Source organism: Actinoplanes subtropicus (assembly GCF_000721705.1).
GTDB classification, from domain to species: Bacteria; Actinomycetota; Actinomycetes; order Mycobacteriales; family Micromonosporaceae; genus Actinoplanes; species Actinoplanes subtropicus.
This window is the reverse complement of the sequence record NZ_JOJL01000005.1, coordinates 126,430-149,400: the sequence shown is the minus strand read 5'-3', so window position 1 is coordinate 149,400 and position 22,971 is coordinate 126,430. Positions and strand designations below refer to the sequence as shown.

Annotated in this window: 26 protein-coding genes and 1 pseudogene; 9 read left to right on the top strand and 18 right to left on the bottom strand. The window is 71.0% G+C overall.

What is annotated here, in order from left to right:
- Positions 1-153 precede the first annotated feature (153 nt).
- From IH26_RS62750 to IH26_RS0109270, 4 genes are read right to left on the bottom strand one after another with little or no spacing between them, the layout of a single operon-like run.
- Positions 154-429: an MMPL family transporter gene (locus IH26_RS62750; protein ID WP_051807827.1), complete on the bottom strand. Its 276-nt coding sequence runs from the start codon at positions 427-429 to the stop codon at positions 154-156.
- Positions 390-1,151 carry an MMPL family transporter gene (locus IH26_RS53350; protein WP_051807825.1) on the bottom strand — a complete coding sequence of 254 codons (762 nt, stop codon included), beginning with the start codon at positions 1,149-1,151 and terminating at the stop codon, positions 390-392. Before IH26_RS53350 ends, IH26_RS62750 begins: the two co-directional genes overlap by 40 nt.
- A gap of 33 nt (positions 1,152-1,184) precedes the next feature.
- Positions 1,185-1,976: a DUF4097 family beta strand repeat-containing protein gene (locus tag IH26_RS0109275; RefSeq protein WP_030435720.1), complete on the bottom strand. Its 792-nt coding sequence runs from the start codon at positions 1,974-1,976 to the stop codon at positions 1,185-1,187.
- A 41-nt stretch (positions 1,977-2,017) separates the two neighbouring features.
- Positions 2,018-2,512: a YlcI/YnfO family protein gene (locus IH26_RS0109270; protein ID WP_030435719.1), complete on the bottom strand. Its 495-nt coding sequence runs from the start codon at positions 2,510-2,512 to the stop codon at positions 2,018-2,020.
- A 172-nt stretch (positions 2,513-2,684) separates the two neighbouring features.
- On the opposite strand from IH26_RS0109270, the gene IH26_RS62745 reads away from it, so the two are divergent.
- The 3 genes and pseudogenes from IH26_RS62745 to IH26_RS53340 all read left to right on the top strand — a co-directional run.
- Positions 2,685-3,011 carry a mechanosensitive ion channel family protein gene (locus IH26_RS62745; RefSeq protein ID WP_030435718.1) on the top strand — a complete coding sequence of 109 codons (327 nt, stop codon included), beginning with the start codon at positions 2,685-2,687 and terminating at the stop codon, positions 3,009-3,011.
- A 253-nt stretch (positions 3,012-3,264) separates the two neighbouring features.
- Positions 3,265-3,870 carry a TetR/AcrR family transcriptional regulator gene (locus tag IH26_RS0109260; RefSeq protein WP_030435717.1) on the top strand — a complete coding sequence of 202 codons (606 nt, stop codon included), beginning with the start codon at positions 3,265-3,267 and terminating at the stop codon, positions 3,868-3,870.
- 194 nt (positions 3,871-4,064) lie between these two features.
- Positions 4,065-5,069 (top strand): annotated as a pseudogene (locus IH26_RS53340) (S1 RNA-binding domain-containing protein); the annotation flags it as partial.
- 147 nt (positions 5,070-5,216) lie between these two features.
- Here the strand turns inward: IH26_RS53340 and IH26_RS57035 are convergent.
- The 6 genes from IH26_RS57035 to IH26_RS0109225 form a co-directional block, all read right to left on the bottom strand.
- The gene (locus IH26_RS57035) at positions 5,217-5,669 is read right to left on the bottom strand and encodes a P-loop nucleotide/nucleoside kinase family protein (RefSeq protein ID WP_030435764.1); all 453 of its coding nucleotides are present in this window, start codon (positions 5,667-5,669) and stop codon (positions 5,217-5,219) included.
- The gene (locus IH26_RS59645) at positions 5,653-6,735 is read right to left on the bottom strand and encodes an alpha/beta hydrolase (protein ID WP_169789737.1); all 1,083 of its coding nucleotides are present in this window, start codon (positions 6,733-6,735) and stop codon (positions 5,653-5,655) included. Before IH26_RS59645 ends, IH26_RS57035 begins: the two co-directional genes overlap by 17 nt.
- Positions 6,732-8,144 (bottom strand): MFS transporter, encoded by a 1,413-nt coding sequence (locus tag IH26_RS0109240; RefSeq protein ID WP_030435715.1) that lies wholly within the window; start codon positions 8,142-8,144, stop codon positions 6,732-6,734. Before IH26_RS0109240 ends, IH26_RS59645 begins: the two co-directional genes overlap by 4 nt.
- Positions 8,145-8,190: 46 nt before the next feature.
- Positions 8,191-9,378 carry a sensor histidine kinase gene (locus tag IH26_RS0109235; RefSeq protein WP_157437128.1) on the bottom strand — a complete coding sequence of 396 codons (1,188 nt, stop codon included), beginning with the start codon at positions 9,376-9,378 and terminating at the stop codon, positions 8,191-8,193.
- Between the two features lie 111 nt (positions 9,379-9,489).
- Positions 9,490-10,194: a DUF6081 family protein gene (locus IH26_RS0109230; protein ID WP_030435713.1), complete on the bottom strand. Its 705-nt coding sequence runs from the start codon at positions 10,192-10,194 to the stop codon at positions 9,490-9,492.
- Entirely contained in the window at positions 10,178-11,125 is a 948-nt protein-coding gene (locus tag IH26_RS0109225; RefSeq protein WP_084598750.1) for a L,D-transpeptidase, read from the bottom strand. Before IH26_RS0109225 ends, IH26_RS0109230 begins: the two co-directional genes overlap by 17 nt.
- Before the next feature lie 272 nt (positions 11,126-11,397).
- Between IH26_RS0109225 and IH26_RS0109220 the strand changes: the two genes are divergently transcribed.
- Positions 11,398-12,108, top strand: coding sequence for a helix-turn-helix domain-containing protein (locus IH26_RS0109220; protein WP_030435711.1), 711 nt, complete (start codon positions 11,398-11,400; stop codon positions 12,106-12,108).
- Here IH26_RS0109220 and IH26_RS0109215 read toward each other — a convergent pair.
- From IH26_RS0109215 to IH26_RS0109200, 4 genes are all read right to left on the bottom strand, one after another.
- Positions 12,090-12,668, bottom strand: a complete 579-nt coding sequence (locus IH26_RS0109215; RefSeq protein WP_030435710.1) for a dihydrofolate reductase family protein — start codon at positions 12,666-12,668, stop codon at positions 12,090-12,092. The genes IH26_RS0109220 and IH26_RS0109215 overlap by 19 nt on opposite strands.
- Before the next feature lie 91 nt (positions 12,669-12,759).
- Complete coding sequence (locus IH26_RS55695; RefSeq protein ID WP_030435709.1) at positions 12,760-13,581, bottom strand: CHAP domain-containing protein; 822 nt, start codon at positions 13,579-13,581, stop codon at positions 12,760-12,762.
- Between the two features lie 180 nt (positions 13,582-13,761).
- Positions 13,762-15,072, bottom strand: a complete 1,311-nt coding sequence (locus tag IH26_RS0109205) for a serine hydrolase domain-containing protein (RefSeq protein ID WP_030435708.1) — start codon at positions 15,070-15,072, stop codon at positions 13,762-13,764.
- Between the two features lie 55 nt (positions 15,073-15,127).
- On the bottom strand, positions 15,128-15,442 hold the full coding sequence (locus IH26_RS0109200) for a hypothetical protein (RefSeq protein WP_157437127.1): 315 nt from the start codon (positions 15,440-15,442) through the stop codon (positions 15,128-15,130).
- A gap of 258 nt (positions 15,443-15,700) precedes the next feature.
- Between IH26_RS0109200 and IH26_RS59640 the strand changes: the two genes are divergently transcribed.
- The 3 genes from IH26_RS59640 (at position 15,701) to glgX (ending at position 18,816) form a co-directional block, all read left to right on the top strand.
- Positions 15,701-15,856 carry a phosphotransferase-like protein gene (locus IH26_RS59640; protein ID WP_157437126.1) on the top strand — a complete coding sequence of 52 codons (156 nt, stop codon included), beginning with the start codon at positions 15,701-15,703 and terminating at the stop codon, positions 15,854-15,856.
- 74 nt (positions 15,857-15,930) lie between these two features.
- Complete coding sequence (locus IH26_RS0109190; RefSeq protein ID WP_030435706.1) at positions 15,931-16,440, top strand: hypothetical protein; 510 nt, start codon at positions 15,931-15,933, stop codon at positions 16,438-16,440.
- A gap of 267 nt (positions 16,441-16,707) precedes the next feature.
- Positions 16,708-18,816 carry a glycogen debranching protein GlgX gene (gene glgX / locus IH26_RS0109185; RefSeq protein WP_034214388.1) on the top strand — a complete coding sequence of 703 codons (2,109 nt, stop codon included), beginning with the start codon at positions 16,708-16,710 and terminating at the stop codon, positions 18,814-18,816.
- A 122-nt stretch (positions 18,817-18,938) separates the two neighbouring features.
- On the opposite strand, the gene IH26_RS0109180 is transcribed toward glgX, so the two are convergent.
- The 4 genes from IH26_RS0109180 to IH26_RS0109165 all read right to left on the bottom strand — a co-directional run bounded on the left by IH26_RS0109180 (position 18,939) and on the right by IH26_RS0109165 (position 21,526).
- Positions 18,939-19,235 (bottom strand): hypothetical protein, encoded by a 297-nt coding sequence (locus IH26_RS0109180; RefSeq protein WP_030435704.1) that lies wholly within the window; start codon positions 19,233-19,235, stop codon positions 18,939-18,941.
- On the bottom strand, positions 19,232-20,080 hold the full coding sequence (locus IH26_RS0109175) for a hypothetical protein (protein WP_030435703.1): 849 nt from the start codon (positions 20,078-20,080) through the stop codon (positions 19,232-19,234). Before IH26_RS0109175 ends, IH26_RS0109180 begins: the two co-directional genes overlap by 4 nt.
- Entirely contained in the window at positions 20,067-20,546 is a 480-nt protein-coding gene (locus IH26_RS55690) for an RNA polymerase sigma factor (protein WP_157437125.1), read from the bottom strand. The genes IH26_RS0109175 and IH26_RS55690 overlap by 14 nt, the downstream gene beginning before the upstream one ends.
- A gap of 86 nt (positions 20,547-20,632) precedes the next feature.
- Positions 20,633-21,526, bottom strand: a complete 894-nt coding sequence (locus IH26_RS0109165) for a GNAT family N-acetyltransferase (protein ID WP_030435701.1) — start codon at positions 21,524-21,526, stop codon at positions 20,633-20,635.
- Positions 21,527-21,696: 170 nt separating this feature from the next.
- Here IH26_RS0109165 and IH26_RS0109160 point away from each other — a divergent pair, with 170 nt between their 5' ends.
- Positions 21,697-22,524, top strand: a complete 828-nt coding sequence (locus tag IH26_RS0109160; protein ID WP_030435700.1) for a Rossmann-fold NAD(P)-binding domain-containing protein — start codon at positions 21,697-21,699, stop codon at positions 22,522-22,524.
- A gap of 18 nt (positions 22,525-22,542) precedes the next feature.
- Positions 22,543-22,950, top strand: a complete 408-nt coding sequence (locus IH26_RS0109155; protein ID WP_030435699.1) for a nuclear transport factor 2 family protein — start codon at positions 22,543-22,545, stop codon at positions 22,948-22,950.
- The last annotated feature ends 21 nt before the right edge of the window (positions 22,951-22,971 follow it).

Genomic DNA, 22,971 nt, shown 5'->3' with positions numbered 1-22,971 from the left:
CGTCGCCGGTCCGGCGGGCTCGAGGAGCGAACCGCTGGGCAGGTGAGCACTTCGCGGGCCCTTTGCTTTGCGTACCTATGCGCATCGAAAGCGAACGGTTGCTCGATTTGGGTGCGCGAAGGTGCGCAGAGCAAAGGGCCCGCGAAAGCGTGGTCAGGTGGACTCGACCGGGACCGGCGGCGAGGCAGGGGCCGGGTCGGCGCGGTGCTTGTCGACGTCGCCGTGGCCGGGCCACCAGGCCGCGTGGCCGATCAGGGCGGTCCGGGACGGGACCAGGAACATCGACATCACGAAGGCGGCGGGGAGAATGCCGGTCGCCACCGAGAAGCCGATCTGGCGCAGGAAACTCACCGGCGCCAGGGCCAGCACCGCGAACGTCCCGGCCAGGATCAGGCCGGCCGCGGCCACCGACGGGCCGGCGTGCTGCACGGCGAGGGCCGCCGCGGGCCGGGGCTCGTTCCCGACCCGGGCTTCCTCGCGCCGTCGCCGGTGGTGGTCAGGTACGCCTCGGTCGGGTCGACCGCCCCCTGCGGGAAGCCGCGCTCCAGGTCGGCGGCGGCCTTCGCCGACTCGGTGGTGCTCGGGAAACCGGCCGCGAAGTCGTCGTCGGCCTTGAACATCAGCACGCCGCCGGCCAGCGCGACCAGGACGAGGCCGGAGGCGGCCGCCGCGATCCCGGGCCGCCGGCCGAGCGCGACGCCGATCCGGGCGAAGCGGGTGCCCGTCGACTCGTTCCGCCACGCCTTGGAGGGCCAGAAGGTGGCCGGGCCGATCAGGCTGACCAGGGCCGGGATCAGGGTCGGGCCGGTGACCAGCATGACGAAGACGGCGATCGCGAGGGCCGGGCCGAGCGAGCCGAACCCGCCGAAGCTGGCCAGCAGCAGGACCAGGAAGGCGACGATGACGGCGGCCGCGGCCGAGGTGATGACCTCGCCCACCCGGGCCACGGCGTACACCATCGCGGTTTTCTTGTCGGCCCCGGACCGCAGGCGTTCCCGGTAGCGGAAGAGCAGGTACAGGATGTAGTCGGTGCCGATGCCGTAGAGCACGATCAGCAGCACGGTCCGCAGGCTCTGGTCGACGTGGAAGCCGAAGGCCTGGCCGGCGGTGGCGATCAGGTTCGAGGAGACCTGCAGGACCACGCTGATCACCAGGATCGGCCCGTAGCTTCGTTCTCGATTCGTTCAGGACCGATGGATCGTGATGTCGCCGTAGGACGTGCGGGCGCGGACCTCCACGGTGGCGGCGGCCTCCTCGGGCCCGGCGGCGTTCTCGAGCATATTGCGTACGTGTCCGAAGCCGGTCTTCACCTCCAGCCAGGCGGCGGTGCCCTCGGCGATGCCCACGTCCAGATCGCCGGACGGGGTGACGAGCGCGACCGAGCCGCGGACCACCTCGCCGATCCGGATGGTTCCATTGGACGTCTTCGCGTCCACCCCGGCGCCGGCCCGCCCGACGGTGATGTCGCCGTTGGCGTTGCGGATCCGCACGTCGCCGCCGGCCGACCCGACGGTGGTGGCGCCGTTGGAGTTCCTGACCGCGACGCCGCCGGCGACCTCGCCCAGCTCGACCCGGCCGGTGCCGGTGTGCACGTCGGCGTCGCCGTCGATCTCGTCGGCGGCGATGTGCCCGGCTCCGGTGCGCAGGTGGGACCGTCCGAGCCGGCCGGTCGCCCGGAGGTCGCCGGCCGCGAGGTCGGCGCTGACCGGGGAGCCGGCCGGCAGTTCGATCGTCACGTCGGTCGAGCGGGTCTTGCGGGAGAAGTCGAAGGTTCGCCGCGGCCCGGTGATCCGCAGCTCGCCGTGCGCCAGGTCGACCCGCACCTGCTGGGCGGCCTGCACATCGGACTCGTCGCTGTCGTCGCTGGGCCGCACCTCGACGACGGTGTCGGTGCGCTCGCTCGCGATGATCCGCAGGTCGGCGACGCCGATCTCGAGCGTGACGGTGATCGGTTCCGGGGTGTCGAAAGTGGGCATGGTGGTCCCCTCGTATTCGGTCTGCGAGTCGTTTTCGCTGGTCAGCGGACCCAGCCGGTGAATGCCTGCCGGGTTCGCCTGCCGCCGCCGGGCGGTTCGAGGCTCGCGGCGGGCCGGTGCAGTGCGGCGGCGGCCGCCCGGACCAGCCAGGCGTTGACCGACCGGCCCTCCTTGGCCGCGGCGTCCTCGATGGCGGCTTTCAAATGCTCCGGCAGGCGTACGTTGATCCGCGCCGCCGGCCCGTCCTCGGCGAATTGCAGCTCGCTCTCCGGCGCGGCCGGGGGTGCTTCGGTGGCCGGCTGGCTGACCACGAAGCCCGGATCCCGCCCGCGCAGCCGCACCTCGACCGAGCCGGGCGCCAGATCCTGCGTGATCTCGTCGGCCGCCGCCGAGAGCGCGTCCAGCAGCGTCATCCGGATCGCCGACTCCAGCGAGCCGGTCAGGCGCTCGACCAGCGCACGCGTCTCGGGGCCGCCGGCCTCGGCCAGGGTGGCGAACTCGCGGCCGAGGTTGTTCACGTACGGGGTCAGCTCCATGGCATCACTATGGCACCGCCATGGCGCCGAGACAAGCCATTCTGGCTCAGCCGGCGTGTCAGGCTGGCGTCATCAGCCCCGCTCGACGATGGGGAGAAGGTCGTCCAGGGTGGTGATGACGTCGTCCCCGGTGCCGGCCGGGCGTCCCGGTCGAGCGTGACGCCCCGGGCTGGTGCTGCTCTTCGCCCGGCCGTACGTGCCGGGCCAGCGGATCCGGGTGATGTCCGGCGCGCTCAACGGGCCGCACGTGGGCGTCATCGTCTCGGCCGGGCTGCTCTACACGGTGCTGGACACCGATGCGGGCCCGCTGAACATCCCGAACTCGTCGCTGCTCGCCTCGGCGGTCGGCCCGGCCCCGCCCGGCTCGGAGGCCGCGCCGGGGGACGCCGCGGGCGATCCCGGCGACCAGGACGACGGGGCCTCGACGGCCGTGGTCCTGGCCGCCGCCGAGGCGGCCGCGGAAGGCACTCACAAGCACCCGGGAGCGGGCACGCCGTAGCGGCCGGCGGATCCCGGATCGGTACGGACGTCACTTGCGATGACGCGTGGCGCCGCTGGGGACCTGGCGGTGGCCGGGGTGGTGCGGCCGGGCCGGTGGGGGTGAGCGGTCTGCGGGCGGAAGGCAGTGTCGGTGGGCGCTGCTGCGGTTGGGGTGCCCGTGATCCGTACGTCTCGAACTGGTTCCGAGATGTTGAACTTCATGACATTATCGTTACTGGCCAGTAATGTAGGTCACTCCCGAGGAGGCCGCGGTGCTCTACGGTGCTCAGCCGGCCCGCCGCCGGGACGCGCAGCGCAATCGGACGGCGATTCTGCAGGCCGCGTGCGAGGTGATGTGCAGCCCGCGGCCGGTGGTGGGGATGCCGGAGATCGCCCGGCGGGCCGGGATCGGGCAGGCCACGCTCTACCGGCACTTCCCGGACCGGGCGGCGCTCGCGTCGGCGGTGATCGGATACCTGATCGAGGGGCTCGAGCGGTGCGTGGCGGCCGGGCGCGGGCAGCCGGCCACCTTCGGCTTCGCGCTGCAGGCGATTCTGCGCGTGCAGGTGACCATGCGGCCGCTGGTCCAGCTGACCCGGCGGCTCGACGCGGCGACCCGGCTGCGCTTCCAGCGCCGGGTGACCGCGGTGCTGGCCGAGCCGCTGCGCCGCGCGCAGGAGGCTGGCTGGGTGCGGACCGACCTGGTGCCGGGTGATCTCATGTTGCTGTTCGGCATGGTCGAGGGGGTCGTGGAGAGCACCGCAGACCCGGACGAAGCGGTCGCCCTGGCGGGTCGTTCGATCGATCTGGCCCTGGACGGCGTTTTCCGCCCGGTTTCAACTTCTTCCGAGGCGGGCCCGCTGATTGGTAAGCTCTGATGTTCGCAGAATAAGGTGGAATGTCGATGAGCTCGCCCGAAGCCGCTGTCCCCTCCTCTGAGCCCACCGTTGTTCCCGCACCGCCTGATCCGGTTCCCGCTGCCGTCGCGGAGCCGGTCGAGGTCGTGCCCGAGGCCGAGGCCGTTTCCGGGCCTGACCCCGCGCCCGAGCCCGATCCCGCTCAGGTTCTGCGCGAAGAGGCGTGGCAGCGGATCGAGGCGATCAAGCAGGAGGACGGGTTCGTCAAGGGCCCGGTCACCGAGGTCGTCAAGGGCGGCCTGATCCTCGACATCGGCGTGCGCGGCTTCCTGCCCGCCTCGCTGGTCGAGATGCGCCGGGTCCGCGACCTCGCGCCGTATGTGGGCCGCGAGCTCGAGGCGAAGATCATCGAGCTGGACAAGAACCGCAACAACGTGGTGCTGTCCCGCCGGGCGTACCTCGAGCAGAACCGCACGGCGATCCGCGGCGACCTGCTCTCCCGGCTGCAGAAGGGCCAGGTGCGCAAGGGCGTCATCTCCAGCGTGGTCAACTTCGGCGCGTTCGTCGACCTCGGCGGGGTGGACGGCCTGGTGCACGTCTCCGAGCTGTCCTGGCGGCACATCGACCACCCGTCCGACGTGGTGCAGGTCGGGCAGGAGGTCGAGGTCGAGGTGCTCGACGTCGACGTCGCCAAGAAACGGGTCTCGCTGTCGCTCAAGGCGACCCAGGAGGACCCCTGGCGGCATTTCGCCCGCACCCACGTGATCAACCAGATCGTCCCCGGCGTGGTGACCAAGCTGGTGCCGTTCGGCGCGTTCGTCCGGGTCGACGACGGCATCGAGGGCCTGGTGCACATCAGCGAGCTGGCCGAGGGCCACGTCGAGCGGCCCGAGCAGATCGTCGGGGTCGGCGACGAGGTCCTCGCCAAGCTCACCGACATCGACCTCGAGCGCCGGCGCATCTCGCTGTCCCTCAAACAGGCCAACGAGATCTTCGTCGAGGGCGAGGAGCACTTCGACCCCACGCTGTACGGGATGAGCGCCGCCTACGACGCAGACGGCAACTACATCTACCCCGAGGGCTTCGACCCGGAGACGGGGGAGTGGCTGGAGGGCTTCGAGGCGCAGCGGGAGACGTGGGAGCGGGAGTACGCGCAGGCCCACGACCGCTGGGAGGCACACGGGCGGCAGGTGCTGGCCAGCCGCGCCGCCGGTCAGTGAGCCTGCCGGTCCCCACCGACGTTCCGCCGCCGATCGGCAGCGCCGCCTGGGACCGGGAGTGACCGGCCCGCGCGGGGCGGGCGACTGACAAGATTCCTCTGTGGAGCTGCGACTGCGACCCGTCCGCCGGACGAGAGCCCAGCTTCATCAAGCACCTGTAGCGGCGAAGGTGACTATCTCGTCGAGGCCGGGGGAGTAGCCGTCGGTCGTGTTGACGATCAGGGTGGGGGCGGGGGAGTCGATCGGTACCCAGTCGTCGATGCTCACCGGCCGGCCGGGGTGGGCGGCCCGGGGTACCACCCGCTGCGACGCGCTCACGCAGCGGAGGATCCGGGTGGGGCCGAGGTCGAGCAGCGGTCGCCAGTTGTGGTCCTGAAAAGCGGCCTCGGCGATTGACGTGACCCCCGCGTCAGCAAAAGTCGTGACCACATCAATAAAAAGCCGATATGTCAGGGCAAAACGGTCGTCGGGCGTGCCGGCGTGCACCAAGCCCTCCCGGATCTCGTCGCGGCTGATCACCGGGCAGCCGATGCGGCGGCCCAGGAGGTGCGCGAGGGTGGTCTTGCCTGTCCCGGGCGCTCCGCTAACGATGATCAACATAGGTGGCCCGGACCCCGGCGGCCGCCGGCGCGTAGAAGGCCGCCCCGGCCGCCAGGAAGGCTGCCAGGTAGGACCCGGTGATGGCGAGCGTCCGCGAGTTTCCGAGCGGCAGGATCGCGCGCACCGGCGCCGCCAGCCAGTAGGCCGCGTAGTCGGTGAAGTCGAAGTGCCGGGCCCCGTCGATCGTGTACGACCAGGCCGCCGACCCGCTCGCGGCCAGCACGGCGCGGGTCGACGGGTCGCGATCCGCCCCGCCCGAGCCCGAGCTCAGCATCAGCAGCGGCTTCCGGAGTCCCTCGGTGACCACCGCCCCGTACGGCGTCCCGTCCAGATCCACCGCCCCGGTGCAGGCCGGATCCACCCGGCAGGCCTCGAGCGCCGCCGCCCCGCCGAACGAGTGCCCGACGTACGCCACCTTCCGCCGGTCGACGTGCGCCCCGAGCAGCACCCCGACCTGGCGGGCCGCGAACCGCGCGTCGCCCGCCCACACCGCCGCCAGCCCGTCGCCGCGCGGACCGGCCAGATCGGACGGATCACCCGCCGCCGATGCCTTCACCGCGTGGCCGCCGATCACCGACAGGTTGGCGCTGTAGGTCGGCGTCACCCCGGCGACGATGTAACCGCGGCTGGCCATCCCCGCCGCGATCGCCTGATACTGCGGCGCCGAGAAACCCAGCCCGGGCATCAGCACCACCAGCGGAAAAACCCCGGAGGCAAAGGCCACGTTCTCGTACGTGCCGGTGCGCACCCGGTCGAACGAGGTCTGCCCCCACCCGAACTTGCGCAGGCCCCGCCAGGCGCCGGGCGCGTACTCGGCCGGCTGCCCGGTGGCCGCCGCCGGATACCACAGCCAGACCGACAGCACCCGCGGGTTGCCGCCCAGCGGCGCGAGCTCGTCGGTCCGGGAGCGGTCGGCGATCTCCTGCTCGCCGCGGCCCACCGGGTACGGGCCCGTCGGCGCGAGCGACACCGGGTGCCGCGATCGGTGGCCGAGGAACCCGGCGTACGCACCAAGGAGAAGAACCACGACGGAACCCGCGACCGCCACGACTCGCTTGAGTTTCACGGAGCTAATTTTGCCGTCATCGGCGGCGCGGGTCGCGGCGCCACCCGTTCGGTGGTCGCGCGGGCCCATCGCCCGGTCGTGACCAGGCCCAACGTCAGCACCACCGCGCCCAGCGCCGCGATGATCCACCAGCCGGCGTGGCTGCGGGCCGCGAAGTCGCCGCCGGTCGCCGAGGAGACCACCGCGCCCAGTACCGCCACGCCGAGCGCGCCGCCGACCTGCCGGCTGGTCGACGCGATCGCCGCCGCCACGCCCGCCTGCTCGCGCGGCATGCCGGAGACCGCGGTGTTGGTGATCGGCGAGTTGACCATCGCGAAGCCGAACCCGAACAGCACGTAACAGACGCTGAGCAGCCAGAACGGCGTGTCCGCGGTGAGCCGGGCGAGCGGCAGCATGCTGGCCACGAGCCCGGCCCCGGCCAGCACCAGCGGCAGCCGGGCGCCGCGCGAGCCGACCAGCCGGCCGGAGAGCGGCGAGAAGATCACCGTCATCGCCGCCATCGGCAGCGTCCACAGTCCCGCGTGCAGGGGAGACAGCCCGCGTACGTCCTGCAGATAGATCGAATTGAGGAACAGGAAGCCGGCCAGCGACGCGAACGCCGACACCGCGATCAAAGTGGCGCCGCTGAACGGCACGCTGCGGAAGAACCGCAACTCGATCAGCGGCTCGCGCTGCCGCGGTTCGTAAATGAGGAGGGCGCCCAGGGCGAGGGCGCCGACGAAGAAACAACCCCAGATGGGGTACGAGGACCAGCCCGCCACCGGCCCTTCGATGATCCCGTAGGTGACCCCGGCCAGCACCAGGAACACGAGCACCTGCCCGACCGGGTCGATCCGCCGCGGGTGCGGCGCCCGGGACTCGGGGACGAAGCGGGCGGCCAGCAGGAATGCCGCTATCCCGACCGGCACGTTCACCCAGAAGATCGACCGCCAGCCGAGCGAGTCGACCAACGCGCCGCCCACCACCGGCCCCAGCGCCAGGCTGAAGCCGACCACCGCACCCCACACGCCGATCGCCCGGGCCCGCTCCCGGGGCTCGGTGAACACGTTCGTGATGATCGACATGGCCACCGGGTTGAGCATCGAGCCGCCGACCGCCTGCATCGCCCGGAACGCGATCAGCCAGCCCAGCCCCGGCGCCACGCTGCACAGCAGCGACCCGGCGGTGAACAGCGCCAGCCCGGTCTGGAAGATCCGCCGCCGGCCGATCCGGTCGGCGGTCGAGCCGGCGAGCACCAGCAGGCCGGCCAGGACCAGCGTGTACGCGTCGATCACCCACTGCAGGCCGGCCACCGAGGCGTGCAGGTCGGACCGCAGCGAGGGCAGCGCGATGTTCACGATCGTGACGTCCAGGCCCACGATGAACAGGCTCATGCAGCAGATGGCGAGGATCAGATAGCGACGCGGCACGCCTCAGTTCTACCCCGCGCAAAAGTGCATGATGCAGCAACCCAGGTCACACGGGCCAGGCATTCTTCTCGCCGAGCTCCTTCGCGAGCCCGGTCATCACCTGCACGGCCAGCTTGACGTGGGACGGCTGGAAATCGTGGCCGAAGACCGGGACCGAGCACCAGACCGTGTTGTCCGCCCAGTAGAGGCGGCCGATCGGCATGCCGGCGGTCAGCTCGGACAGCTGCGCGTAGAGCCGCTCGCTGGCGTCGACCTCGGTGCGGATCGGGGAGAGCACGTCGACCATCGGCGGGTTGTCCTTCACCCGCACGACGATCTCGGCCGCACCCTCCCGCAGGCGGAAGTCGCCGCCGGACTCCTCGGCCCGCGGGCCGACCGCCGAGCGCACCCGGTCGGCCAGCGGCGCGCCGGGCTCGCGGACCGGACGATGCGGGAGCGTGGCCGGGATCGGCTCGGGCGCGTCCTCGGCCGTGACGATCAGCGCGGCCGGGAGGGTGACCTGGGCATCGGTGCCGTCCTCGGTGCGGCGCAGCTGCACCGTGACGCCGTGCCGGGCGGCCAGGCGGGCGACCACGGCCATCCCGAGCATGCCGCCGACGTCGCCCTCCTCCCGGCCGAGACGGTCGTTCAGCCGGCCCAGTTCCGCCACGGGGATGCCGGGCCCGCGGTCGGTGATGCCGATCACGACGCCGGCCTCCGCGCGATGCGCCTCGATCATGACCGTGGTGTCCGGCGTGGAGTGCTTGGTGGCGTTGTCGAGCAATTCCGCGATCAGGTGTACGAGGTCGTTGGCGGCCGCCGCGGCCACGCTCAGCTCGAGGTCGGTCACCACGACGTCGACCCGGGTGTACTGCTCGATCTCCGACTGGGCGGCCCGCAGCACGTCGGTGAGGCTCTCCGCGCTGCGGCGCACCGCGGCCGCGTCGGCGTCGGCGAGCACCAGCAGGCTGCGCTCGTGGTGCCGGATCTGGGTGATCAGATGGTCCAGCTCGAACAGTTCGGCGAGGCGCGCCGGGTCCGCCTCGCCGAATTCCAGTTTGTCGATCCGGTGGATCAGCCGGTCGACGAGGCCGAGCGAGCGCTTGGCCGAGGTGGCGACGACGGTCGTCCACATGGCCGGTTCCGGCCCGGCCTCCGCCGCCCTGGCCTGCTCCGTACCCCCGAACCGGCGTCGCAGCGAGCCGAGCGCGGCCGACCAGCGCCGGGCGATCCTGCCGTCCACTTCAGAACTCATGGCCACCACCTGCCTCGTCCGAAGCGGCGGCCCGTGCCCCAGCACCGTCGCCAGGTCGACTCTAGTAGCGCGCCGCCCGGCCGGGCAGGCACCGATCTCTATTCTTGACCATCAATGGAGGTTCGGCACCCCGAGCGCGCGTGGCCGCCGGTAGCGGGCGGTCATGCCCTGCCCGCGCAGCGACCGGCTGTGCCCGTCCCGGATCGGCAGCATGGTGAAGATGCCGAGCCCGATCCGGGCCCGTTCCGGCAGGTGCGGCTCGTAGGCGTGGTAGATCGTGCGCCCGTCGACGCGCCAGGTCACCAGGTGGGTGGCCGGGTCGAGGGTCACCTCGCAGGCCCGGAACCGGGTGAAGTCGTCGCCGAAGTCCTGGTACGGCGACTCGGCCACGTGGATGAAGGCCTCGCCGGTGGCGTCCGGGGCCAGGTGCTCGTGCATGGCCAGGACCCGGGTCGAGGTGCCGCAGACCGAGAAGACCCGGTGGGTGTCCGCGAGGTCGGCGACCTGCAGGCAGGCGATCGCCGTACGGTAGTCGCCCGGGTCGCCGCCGGCGTTCTCGATCGCGAGGTCGGCGGCGAAGGTGGCGGGCAGTTCGAAGTCGCGGGTGGAGAGGGCCAGGAACTTGACGCTGTCGGCCGCTTGAAGCCGGTCGTCGGCGAGCGAGAAGGCCGGGATGGTGATCCGCGCCTCGCCGCCCCCGACGACGACCCGCGCGTGCGGATCCGGGGGAAGCGCGTCGTGCCACCGCGTGCCGTCGAGTTCGGGGCCCTCGAACTCGTCGTACGTCTCGATCGGCAGGTCAGGCGTGGACGGCACCGCCGGCCTGCCAGGTGCTCCAGGAGAGATTCCAGTCGCCGTAGCCGTCCCAGCTCGGCATCGTCGGCCCGCCGGTATGCGTGTAGACGGTCACGTCGCCGACCTGGGCGAAGCCGAAGAACTTCTGGGCGTCGGACACGTTCAGGTTGGTGCAGCCGTGCGAGGTGCTGCGCTGGCCGATGTTGCCGCCGTTCCACGCCGCCGAGTGGACGAACTCGCCGGAGTTGGTGACCCGGACCGACCAGGGCACCTTCTCGTCGTAGCCGGGCCCGACCATGCGCTGCACCTTGGCCTTCTCCATCACGATCTTGGTGCCGCCGAAGGTCGGGGTGCTCGCCTTGCCCAGCGAGACCGGGAACGAGAAGACCTGCTTGCCGTCGGAGGTGACGACCATGCGCTCGGCCTTGCCGTCGATCCGGCTGATGTTGGCGGCGCCGGTGCTCATGTCGAGGGTCAGGCTGTTGTCGAAGTACATGCCGGTGCCGGCCGGCTTGTCCTTCACCGCGAGGTCCATGTGGATCTTCGCGTGCGCCGGCCAGTACTTCTCGGTGCGGTAGTGCGCCTCGAGCGGATAGCCCTTGTAGATCGCGGACCGCTCGAAATACCAGGCGCCCTGGGCCGGCTGGCCGTCGACCGTGACGGTCGTCCCGGCGGCGAACTCCTGTGCGTCGGTGATCTTCGCGGACAGGTACGCGATGATCGGCATGCCGACGCCCCAGGTCGAGCCGTCGCCCTGGAACAACCGGACGTGCACGGGCTTCCCGGTCGGCGCCGAGGTCTCCTCCGAGGGACTGGTGGTGGGCTCCGCGGAGGGCTGGGCGGAATGCCAGGAACCGCCCGCTTTGTCCGCGTTGCTGCCGCTACTGCAGGCCGCCGGCAGGGCCAGAGCCATGCCGAGCGCCGCCACTCGCCACCAACGAGAGATTCTCATGACAGCGACGATGCTACGTCGGCCGTCAACCTGCCAGTCAGGTTCTCCTCAGGCGCTGGGGTCCCGGTTTCGTCGCCGGGCGCCGGAGTGTCGAGACGGGCGGCCCGGGCGCCGTCGCCGGAGAGCCGCAGGCGCCAGGACTGCGCGGTCGCGGTCGGGAGAAGCCACGAAGGGCGTCCCTTCGGTTCCACACCTCCATGCCTGGCGCTGCCCGCCACCGGCACGCGATGCTGCGCCCATTCAATCACGAACGGCTGTCGTATCCTTCGCCGGTGGAACTGCGGTTCAGGACGCGCGGGTCGGACTCGCCATGGGTCGACGCCGTCTGGACGTGCACGAGCGAGCAGGTCACCACGATGGCGTCCGTCGCCGGGGCGCGCTGGGGCCTCGTTTTCTGGGAACAAGCCGGCCGGGCGTACGCGAGCATCACCGGCCCGGAGACCCGGACCCGCCCGGCGCCCGTGCCGGAGGGCGCGACGTTCACCGGCATCGACTTCGCGGTGGGCACCTCGCTGCGGCAGGTGCCCACGCCGGCGCTGGTCGACGGCGGCATCGAGCTGCCCGACACCACGCGCCGGACGTTCCGGCTGGACGGCACGCGGTGGGAGACACCCGGGCCGGACGACGCCGAGGCGCTGGTCGACCGGCTCGTCCGGGCCGGGAGTGTGGTCCGTGACCCGCTCCTCGCCGAGGTGCTGCGGGGTGATCGGCCGGCGGTCTCGGGGCGTACGGTCGAACGCCGGTTCCGGGCCGCGACCGGGCTGACCCGGGGCGCCGTCCGGCAGATCGAGCGCGCCCGCACGGCGGCGCAACTGCTGGCCGCCGGCGACACGGCCGCGGATGTCGTCGCCAAGCTCGACTACTTCGACGAGCCGCACCTGGCCCGGGCGCTGCGCTCGTACGTCGGACGCACCGCCGGGCAGCTCCGCGAGGGCGCCGGCGGTGCGATCGGCCTCGACCTCGATCAGCGCCGGACGTCGTAGACCAGCTTCAGGATCCCGTTCGAGTAGCTCTCCGACTCCCGCAGCGTCAGCATGTGCTTGTCCCGGTCGGCCCGGCCGAACAGGCTGTTCCCGGCGCCGAGCAGCACCGGGAAGACGAGCAGGTTGTACTGGTCGATCAGGCCGGCGTCGGACAGCCGCCGGGCCAGTTCCGCGCTCCCGTGGATGAGGATCGCACCGCCCTCGCCCTCCCTGAGCGCGGCGACGTCGGCGGTCGAGCGCAGGATCGTCAGCGGCCCCCACCCGTCGACGAGGGCGTCGTCGGGCAGCGTGGCCGACACCACGTACTTGGGCAGTTCCTTGTAGTCGGCGTGGTCCGCCGAGCCGGGCCAGACGGGCGCGAACGCCTCGTAGCTGCGGCGGCCGAACATGAGCGCCGTCGTGTAGGCGAGCTCCTCGCCCTTCAGCGTCCAGGCCTCCGGGACGAACTCGAGGTCCTTGAACACCCACCCGCCGCTGCGGTGCTCCTCCCCGGGACCGCCGCCGGGCGAGTCCACCACGCCGTCGAGCGACATGAATCCGGTGTAGACCAACTTTCGCACGGTGCCGTCCCCTCGTCCTCGGGCGATCTGCCGGCACCACGCTAGATCGGGGTGGCGCCGGCCGTCTTGGACGGAAACGACAGTCGCGCGATCAGGGGACGTAGATGAACCGCACGCCCGCGACCGGCGTCAGCCAGCGGTGGGTGACGACGTACGGCTTCGGGGCGTTCATCTCGGCGATGTAGATCTGGCCGCCGCTGACCTGCTCGACCCAGGCGGCGTGGCCGGTCGGGCCGCCGGCGCCGTTCTGGCCGGGCTGGAAGATGGCGATGCTGTTGACCCTGGGCCGGTCGCTGACCGTCCAGCCGCTGGCGGCCGCGCCGGAGGCCAGGTAGCGGGCGTCGCCGAACGCCTTCGGGTAGACACCGGTCATCTGGTGGAACCGGTCCATCACGTAGAAGACGCAGGAGCCGGCGTAGCCCTCGTTGTAGTCGGTGGTCGCGCCGCGGGTGGCGACCGGCGTGCCGGTGGCCGGCGGCACGGGCGCGGGCGGGGCGGCCGGCGTGGCCGGCGTGCTGCTGCCGGTGCAGGTCGCCTCGCCGCGGAGGAACTGGCTGAAGCCGGGGGTGTCGGTGTAGTAGTCCGACACGTAGCCGCTGACCGGCGACGTGATGTGGTGCCACACGGTGTCGCGGTGCACGCCCCGGGCCCGGACGCCGCAGTCGATGGTCAGCGCGGTGCCCTGGGCGAGCCGGGTGATCGGCGTGGCGGTGGTGGCCCGCGGGTCGCCGACCACGGGGGCGCCGGCGCTGCCGATCCCGGCGACGTGGTAGCCGGTGACCGTGGCGGCCTGGGCGGGGACGGCCATGCTGACGGCTGCAGCGGCGGCCAGGGCTCCGACGGTGAGCACCCGGGTCAGCTGACGACGGCGGGTGGTGCGCGGGGTCACGATGCCGGTCTGCGAGTTCGTCATGCGGCGTTCTCCTGTCGTAGGCCGGATCAGGTCGATCCGTGCTGGCCCACTCAGGTTCGGCGCGCCCGAGAGCACGCCCCGGTGCTCACCAGGAGCTAGCCGGTTGCGGCGAACTCGGATCGGCTTGCCCGTGACTTCGGCCGCTAGATGTCGCCGAGTCTCGGCACCCGCGTTTGACTATCAGTCGATGCGATATGCGGCGGCGCCGTCGTGCAGGAAGCGGGCGCGTCCGTGTCCGTCGGAGCCGACCAGGGACAGGACCTGGTAGCCGTTGGGCTTCGCTTCGGCGGTGATGATCGAGCTGTCGTTGAGGCGGAGGACCTCGACGCGGCTTTCGGGGCCGCCGAGGAAGGACTCGGCGAGTTCGTTGCGTGGGTGGTAGGTGAGAAACGCGCGGTCGTGTTCGGTGGTGAGCGTGATGTCGTACAGGGTGGAGCGGTACGTGCCGCACATACGGCTCGCATCAATGCGGGTTCGTTTCCGGGGAGGCACGGGTAGCGGCGCTGTTTCGACACCCGCGAGGTCTCGTAGCACCGCGCCGAATATCTCGTAGGCCAGTGGTTCGCCGCCCGTGCTGTTGGTCAGCACGGCCACCGCGACTTCCGCCGATGGAGCGACGCGGAGGAATGCCTTCTGGCCCTTGGAGACACCGGTGTGGCCGACGACGCCGTCCTGGTAGAGCATCCAGCCAAGCCCCCAGCCGACGACGCCGCCACCGAAGTCCGGCACGGATTCCCTTTGCGGTTCGCGCAGGGCCGCCAGCGGACGATCGGTGAGGTGCAGGCGGACGAACTCCAACAGATCGCGTGCGCTGACCGCGAGATGCGAGCCGCTGGGCGCTGAATAGTAGGAAACCGCCCACTGCTTCGTCGGGACGACCGTTCGTCCGGTCTGGATGTGGCCGACCGCGGCGCGATTCAGGATCGCCTCGTAGGGGTCGGTCGCGGCGGTGTGCAGGTTCAGGGGCGTGACGAGTCGTTCACGGAGCACGTCATGGAAGGGCTTGTCGCGCAACACCTCGACCAGCCTGCCGAGCACCACGTACCCACTGTTGGAGTACGAGAAGAGGGTGCCGGGCGGCAGCAGGTGGTCAGCCTCGGCGAGGGCGGCGACGAACTTCTCGATGGCGTCGTCGTTGCGGCCGGTGTCGATGAAGTGGTTACCGTCGATGCCGCCGGTGTGGGTGAGCAGGTGGCGGGCGGTCAGGGACTCGGTGGCGGCCGGGTCGCTCAGCCGGAAGCCGGGCAGATAGTCGCGAACGGGACGGTCGAGATCGAGCAGATCGTCGTCGACCAGTTGCTGGATCAGCGTGGCCGTCCAGATCTTGGTGATCGATCCGATCTTGAACGCCGAGTCGGTCGTGGTCTCGACCCGGGTGCGCAGGCTCAGCACGCCCGCGGCCTCGTCCCAGATCTCTCCGCCGGCGAGCACGGCGACCTGCGCGCCCGGTACATCATGCTTCGCGAGGAGTTCGCCCAGATTCCACCGCACCGCGCCAGGCTAATGCTCGATGGCTAGGTCGAGCGCCTCCACGAGCGCGTCGCGATCAAGGTTTTCGCGTGCGTGCGGCGAGCACGGTCGGCGTGGGTGCCCCGCCCTCGATGAACTGCTCGAACAACAGTCCCGCCGGGAGGAACGCGTGCAGGAGCTCGGGCAAGGGCCAATGCATGGCGCCTACCTTGTCGCGGATGCCCTGATCGGTCCAGGATGCCGTCGTCCACCGGCTGTCGAGATAGCCGGGCCGGATGACAACCGCGTCGGCGTCGGCCCGGTCGGCGAAACCTCCGCAAAAGCACGGGTGCACGCCGATATGAACGAACACGCCGCCGGGGCGCAGAGCGGGGGCGACCTCGTGCAGCACGGTTGGGTAGTCCGGCATTCGGTGTGCGCCATGACGGCGATGACGGCGCGTCGTACGTGCCAACACCAGCCATCGAGCCTCCACCCCGTACGTGTCTCGTCCTATTGAGACATCCGCAGCTGAGGCAAGCCACGGGTTTCGCTGAGCGCCTACGCCGCTATGCACGCCCCAGCAGCCGGACGCATTGTCATGGCGCGCTCCCTACCCAGCGGCAAAGCATTGGTGTGACGCCGCGTAGCGATCGAGGGGCCATTCTGGATGCGTGGAACCTACCTGATCGTCGAGCACGTCATCGAGTTTCCCAGCTGGCGTGCCGATTTGGCTGTGCTGCTGGCAGATTTGGACGTGTTCCTGGTCGGCGTGCATTGCGCGACGGACGGTGCGGATCGCGCCCTCGCCACACATTCGGTTTGACCGGATGTGTTACACACTCGGCGAGTAACGAGGCCGGGCGTCCGCCAGGATTGCGTTCCAGCGAGGAGAGCGGAATGATTGCAGCGATCTTCGGATTCGCGGGGGTCCTCCTTGGTTCGCTCACGACCTCGATCCTCACGATCTATCGGGAAAGACTTGTCAATCAACGCGAGAGCACTGTGCGCGAACAGCAGCACCAGCGTGAGCGCAAGGCTATGCGCGACGCGTTCCAACGCGAGAGCGTCTTGGCTCTGCAATCCGCGGCTACGGACCTGATCGGCGCGGCGTACGCGGAACTCGATCGCCTCCTGGACGAGTTTCGTGAAACCGGAGAATGGCACGCCCGTCAGTGGGAGACGCCGACGGCCACCGGCTGGTCCACGGCGCTTCTGCGCCTCGAGTCCTCGCGAGCTCGCGTTTTCGACGAGAAGATGCGTTCGTTGGCGGACGAGCTGAGGACGGTCGCCGGGAAATCGGTTTGGGCCAAGGACCTCGAATCCGCCAAGGAGGCCAGCCGGCACATCGAGCCATTGCTCGGCCGTTTCAACGCCGCGGTCAATGCCATCCTGCCAAGCCTCTACTGATCGAAACGACGGGCTGCTTGGTGATCTCCGCGACCGGTTCGTGCAGGTCTGCCATGAGTTGCCGTACGGCGTCGGGAGCCTGAGCGAGGCCGCCCTCCAGGGAGCACCAAGCGTTCCACCAATGAGCGGCGGTCTGCACCATGCAACCAGGCACGACCGGAATTTGATTTTCGTGAAGTTGACCTTCGGACCGGAGAGGTACGGCACCGCCCCGTTCGCCGATCTTCGGCTCGCTGACGATCGGTAGGTAGGCTCGGGACCATGGGAATCACGGTCTGGCCGGGGAATCCATATCCGCTCGGGGCGGCGTACGACGGCGGCGGCACCAACTTCGCGGTCTTCTCCGAGGTCGCGGAGCGGGTCGAGCTGTGCCTGTTCGACGACGACGGCACGGAGACGCGGGTCGACCTGCCCGAGCGGGAGGCGCTCGTCTGGCACGGCTACCTGCCGCGGATCGTGCCCGGCCAACGCTACGGCTACCGGGTGCACGGGCCCTACGACCCGCACAACGGGTTGCGCTGCAATCCTTCGAAACTGCTGCTCGACCCGTACGCGAAAGCGATCGACGGCCGCAACGAGTGGAGCGAGGCGCTGTTCGCCTACCGGTTCGGCGACCCGCTGTCGCGCAACGACGGCGATTCGGGGCCGTTCGCGCAGAAATCCGTTGTGGTGAACCCTTTCTTCGACTGGGCGAACGACCGGCCGCTGCGGATCCCGATGTGGCAGACGGTCATCTACGAGACGCACGTCAAGGGCATCACCATGCGGCACCCGGGGATCCCCGAGGACGTCCGCGGCACGTACTCCGGCCTCGCCCACCCGACGATGATCAAGCACTTCCAGTCGCTGGGGATCACCGCGGTCGAGCTGATGCCGGTGCACCAGTTCGTGCACGACTCGGTGCTGCTCGACCGGGGGCTGACCAACTACTGGGGCTACAACACGATCGGTTTCTTCGCCCCGCACAACGACTATGCCTCGTTCGGCGGGCGCGGCGGGCAGGTGCAGGAGTTCAAGACCATGGTGAAGGCCCTGCACCAGGCCGGCATCGAGGTCATCCTGGACGTCGTCTACAACCACACGGCCGAGGGCAACCACCTCGGGCCGACGCTGTCGTTCCGCGGCATCGACAACCCGGCGTACTACCGCCTGGTGGATGCGGACAAGCAGTACTACTACGACACCACCGGCACCGGGAACAGCCTGAACGTGCGGCACCACGAGTCGCTGCGGCTGATCATGGACTCGCTGCGGTACTGGGTGACCGAGATGCACGTGGACGGGTTCCGCTTCGACCTGGCGGCGGCCCTGGCCCGCGAGTTCCACGAGGTGGACCGGCTGGCCGCGTTCTTCGACCTGGTCAACCAGGACCCGGTGGTGTCGCAGGTGAAGCTGATCGCCGAGCCGTGGGACGTCGGCGACGGCGGCTACCAGGTAGGCGGTTTCCCGCCGCTGTGGACCGAGTGGAACGGCAAGTACCGGGACTCGGTGCGCGACTTCTGGCGCGGCGAGCCGGCCAGCCTCGGCGAGTTCGCGTCCCGCTTCACCGGCAGCTCCGACCTCTACGAGCACGACGGCCGCCGCCCGGCCGCGTCGATCAACTTCGTCACCGCGCACGACGGGTTCACGCTCGAGGACCTGGTCTCGTACAACGAGAAGCACAACGAGGCCAACGGCGAGCAGAACCACGACGGCGAAAGCTACAACCGCTCCTGGAACTGCGGCGTCGAGGGCCCGACCGAGGACCCGGCCATCGTGGCGCTGCGCGAACGGCAGAAACGCAACTTCCTGGCGACGCTGCTCCTCTCCCAGGGCGTTCCGATGATCGCCCACGGCGACGAGCTCGGCCGCACGCAGGGCGGCAACAACAACGTCTACTGCCAGGACAATTCGCTCAGTTGGGTCGATTGGGAGGAAGCCCGAAATCAAGATGTTTTGACTGGATTTGTCCGTCGATTGACGCGTTTAAGGGCCGAGCACCCGATCTTCCGTCGGCGCCGCTTCTTCACCGGCGACGTCGTCGGCGACACCAAGGTGCCGGACATCGCCTGGCTGCGCCGCGACGGCGAGCCGATGACCGCCGACGACTGGAACGCGCAGAGCGGCATGACCATGACGGTCTTCCTGAACGGGCACGGCCTCCCCGAACGCGACGCCCTCGGCGAGGAGATCACCGACGACTCGTTCCTGCTGCTGTTCAACCCGCTCGGCGAGCCGGTCCCGTTCACGCTGCCGCCGCGCGACTTCGGCCGCACCTGGGAGGTCGTCGTCAACACCGCCGATCCGCTGCTGGCGACGCGCCGCCGCACAGCCCGTGCCGGCGGCCAGGTGGAAGTGCCCGGGCACACACTCGAAGTCCTGAGATGCCGGTACTAGAGCAAGATCAAATTCATGTCGTGCCTGGGTGGGTGGTGCAGACCGTCGCTCACGCCGAGGGCGGGCCAGGGGCCCAGCTGACGCTGCCCCTGACCCTTCATTCTGCGTGCGTGGGGAAACCCTTACCGCCGGCCGGCGGCGCGGCGGCGGCGCCACAGCAGGCCGGCTCCGGTGAAGGACGTCACCGCGAGCACCAGCAGGACGATCGCGATGGTCAGGGCCGTCGGGTCGGTCGAGCTGACCGTGTGCGAGGTAACCGCTTGCCCCGCCGTGACCGAGTCGGGGTAGACGACCGACTCCGTGGTGGTGGGGATCACCGCGGTGAGGGCCAGCAGAACGATGCCGGCGGTGAGCAGCAGGGCGATCGGCGCGGTGGAGGGGCGGCTCGGCATGGTGGTCGGGTCCTTTCGGCGGGTCACTGGGGCAGGGCGGTGGGGTCGAAGTTGAGGTCGGCGAGGGTCACGCCGCTCACCAACGGGTCGTCGAGGATGGTGCGCAGCTGGGCGGGGGTGGCCCGGTCGACGATCACGGCCGCGATGCGCGGGTCGCGGGCCACGTCGCGCAGCGTCGCCGCGGGCGGCAGGCCGATCGTGGCCAGCAGTTCGTCGTCGCCGGAGCGCAGGTCGCCGGCCCACCGGGTGAACCGTGCCAGGTCGCCGGCGTCGGGCCAGCCGACCAGGGCATCCGATCCCGGGGGCGGGGTGAACAGGATCGCGTCCTGGCCGTACCGGTCGATGACCGCGGCCGCGGTCTGCGGCGTCGTGAAGTGGACGACGGCCGACGCGGCGACCACGTCCGGCACCTTGGCGAGCAGGGCCCGGGTGGCGGCCTTGGCGGGGATTCCGCGGGTCAGCGCCCGCCCGACCGGCGTGCCGGCGCTGTCGCCCAGGTCGACCTCGACGTCGCCGAGGAAGGAGCGGCGGATCTGGCCGGTGGTTTGCGGGGAGCCGCCGATGTCGCCGCGGGCGCGCAGGTCGAGCCGTACGGTGCCGGAGGTCAGGCCGCCGCCGCAGCTCATGCCGCTGACCTCGTACTCGGGGTGGGCGGCGACCGCGCCGTCGTAGACGACCTCGGCGAACCGCCGGGTGCTCAGCGCGGTCACCGTGCCGGTGGCGACCACTGCGAGGACCACGGCGAGCAGCAGCCAGGCGGCGGCGCTGAGGCCGGCGCGCAGGACACCCCGGCGCACCGCCCGGCGGATCGCCGCGTCGTCGACCTCGGGCAGTTCGGGCAGCGTGAACTCGGGGAGGTCAGGCTCGGTCATCGGCGTCCGCCTCGGTGAGCAGGGCCCGCAGCGCATCGCGGGCCCGCCAGACCGCCGTGCGTACGGCCGCCGGGTTGCGACCGGTCATCGCGGCGACCTCGGCCTGGCTGAAACCGTCGAGGTAGACCAGCTCCAGCAGGCGCCGGCCGGCGTCCGGCAGCCGGGACAACAGGTCCCGCATCTCCACCTCGTCGTGTCCGTGCGCCGAGGCCGGCAGCAGTTCGGCATGGTCGATCGGAACGAGCCGCCGGCCCCTGCGCTGGTGGTCGATCAGCACGTTGCGGGCGATCGCCAGCAGCCAGGCGGCCGGCGAGCCGCCCCGCCAGCCGAGGAACGCCGCGGTGGCCCGGGCGAAGGTCTCCTGGGCCAGTTCCTCGGCCAGCACGGGGTCTCCGGTGCGGCGGGCCAGGTATCCCACGATCGTGCGCCAGTACGCCCGGAAGAGCTCGGTCATGGTGCTGGCCAAGGACGGCTCCCCGATGTGCCGGCAGCGTGGTGGCGATTGTCATGCAAGAGAGACGAGCTGTCGGCCCGGAGTGTCACAGGGATCGGTCAGGAAATTTTGAAGCCCCGGGCGGTCCGGGTGAGCACGATGAAACCCACCGCGGCGAGGAAGGCCGCATAGCTCTCCTCCGTCGTGTCCGAGTAGTCCAGCAGCCGGGTCGTGCCGCCCAGCTCCAGCCAGTCCGCCGCCGCGCCGACCAGCCAGCGGCCGAAACCGCGCCGGCGGTGCTCCGGCTCCACCCACAGATTCCCGACATCCGCCCACGTCCCGGTGCGGGAGACCCGCGGCCCGCCGTCGAGGTTCGTGTCCACCTCGATGTAGCCGACGTCCCGGCCGTCCAGCACGGCGGTGAGCCGGGTGCCGTTGATGCCGACCGTGCGGCGGGCGGTCAGCGGCGCCTCCGGCCGGGCCAGCGCCTCGACCCGGGCCAGGTGGACCACCTCGGTGGGGCCGTCGTGCCGGAAGCCGATCCGCTCGTACAACGCCCGGATGTGCGGCCACTGCTCCGGCACCCCGTACACGCCCGGCGCCGGCAGCGCCCCGTCCGCGAGCCGGCGGCCGACGCCCCACCGCTGGAACTGGGCGTGACAGGCCACGGCAAGCGCTTCCCCGCCCGCCGACGCGTCCGGCCAACAGGGCGCGTCCGGCCAGCAGACCAGCCACCGGATCTCGCCGGCGTCCCGGTAGTGCTCGCCGGTGTCCGCGCCGTCGCCGTAGCGCAGCAGATGGGCGGCGGCCACCACCCGCCCGCGCTGCTCGGCGACCAGCGTGACCCGCTCGCGGACCCACCGGTCCACGATGTACTCGCCCGGCTCCCGCTCCAGCTGGCTGAGCAGGGCCTGCACGGACACCGACACCCCGGGCACCACGGCGGCGATGTGGGCGTTGACCAGACTGGTGACCTGTTCGCGGTCACCGCGCACGAACGGACGGATCAGCATGAGCGGACCTTCCACGAGGAGCGCGCCGGGGAAAGCGCATACCGATGGACGACCCGCTCCCGTGCGGTACCGGCTCACCGTACCCCGGCCCGCGCGGGTTGGACGATCGCGTATGTGCCTGCGTCGCTCGGCCATGGTCGCGCCCCGCCGGCCTCGGCGGTAATGGGCACATGACTGATGACTCGACCTACCTGGTGATCGGCGGCACCGGCAAGACCGGCCGCCGGGTCGTCGACCGTCTCGGCGCCCGGGGCCTGCGCGGCCGCGTGGGTTCCCGGCCGGCCTTCGACCGGAACGCCGACCCGGCGACCTGGACGCCGCTGCTGCAAGGCGTCACCGCCGCGTACGTCACCTACTATCCCGACGTGGCGTTCCCCGGCGCCGCGGAATCGATCGCGGCGTTCGCGCGGCTCGCCGGGGACGCCGGCGTGCGCCGCCTGGTGCTGTTGTCCGGCCGCGGCGAGGAGGAGGCCGAACGCAGCGAGCGCGGCGTGCGCGAGTCCGGTCTGGAGTGGACGGTCGTCCGCTCGACCTGGTTCGCGCAGGACTTCACCGAGCACTTCCTGCTCCCGCCGGTGCTCGCCGGGGTGATCCCGCTGCCGACCGACGCGCCGGAGCCGTTCGTCGACCTGGCGGACGTGGCCGACGTGGTCGTCGCGGCGCTGACCGCGGACGGCCACCGCGGCCGGACGTACGAGCTGACCGGCCCGCGCCCGGTCACGTTCACGGAGGCGGCCGACCTGATCGCGGCGGCGTCCGGCCGCCCGGTCCGCTTCGCACGGGTCACCACCGAGGAATGCGCGGCCCGGATGACCGCCGAGGGCGTGCCGCCCGGCGAGGCCGCCGAACTGGCCGCCCTGTTCGAGCGAATCCTCGACGGCCGCAACGCCCACCCCACCGACGACGTGAAGCGGGTGACCGGCCACGAGGCCCGCGACTTCCGCGACTTCCGCGACTTCGTCCGCACCGCCGCCGCGACCGGCATCTGGAACCCGTAGGCCGCGCTAGGTTGGAGAGTGGCCCTGACACACAAGGAAATCTTCGAGCGGTACGTCTACGCCGGCGCGATCACCCGGAACCCGGAGGCGATCGCCGCCCTGTTCACCGAGGACGGCGTGTATGACGCGCCGCTCGTGCCCGCCGACCATCCACTCCACCACCTGGTGGGCCGGGCGGCGATCCGGGCCGGGACCAGAGCGTACCACCGGACGCTGACCGACCTGGGCGCCATGGACCCGGAACGGACCGGCTACGTACTGCACGACACCGCCGATCCGGACGTCTTCATCGCCGAGATCGACGTCGCCTTCCAGGACAGGACGACCATGTCGCTCGTGCAGATCTTCCGCCTCCGCGACGGGCAGATCGCCACGCTCCGCGACTACTTCTCGGAGCCGGATCCGGGCGGCGGCGGGCGGGGATAGGGTCGATCAGACCCACAAACC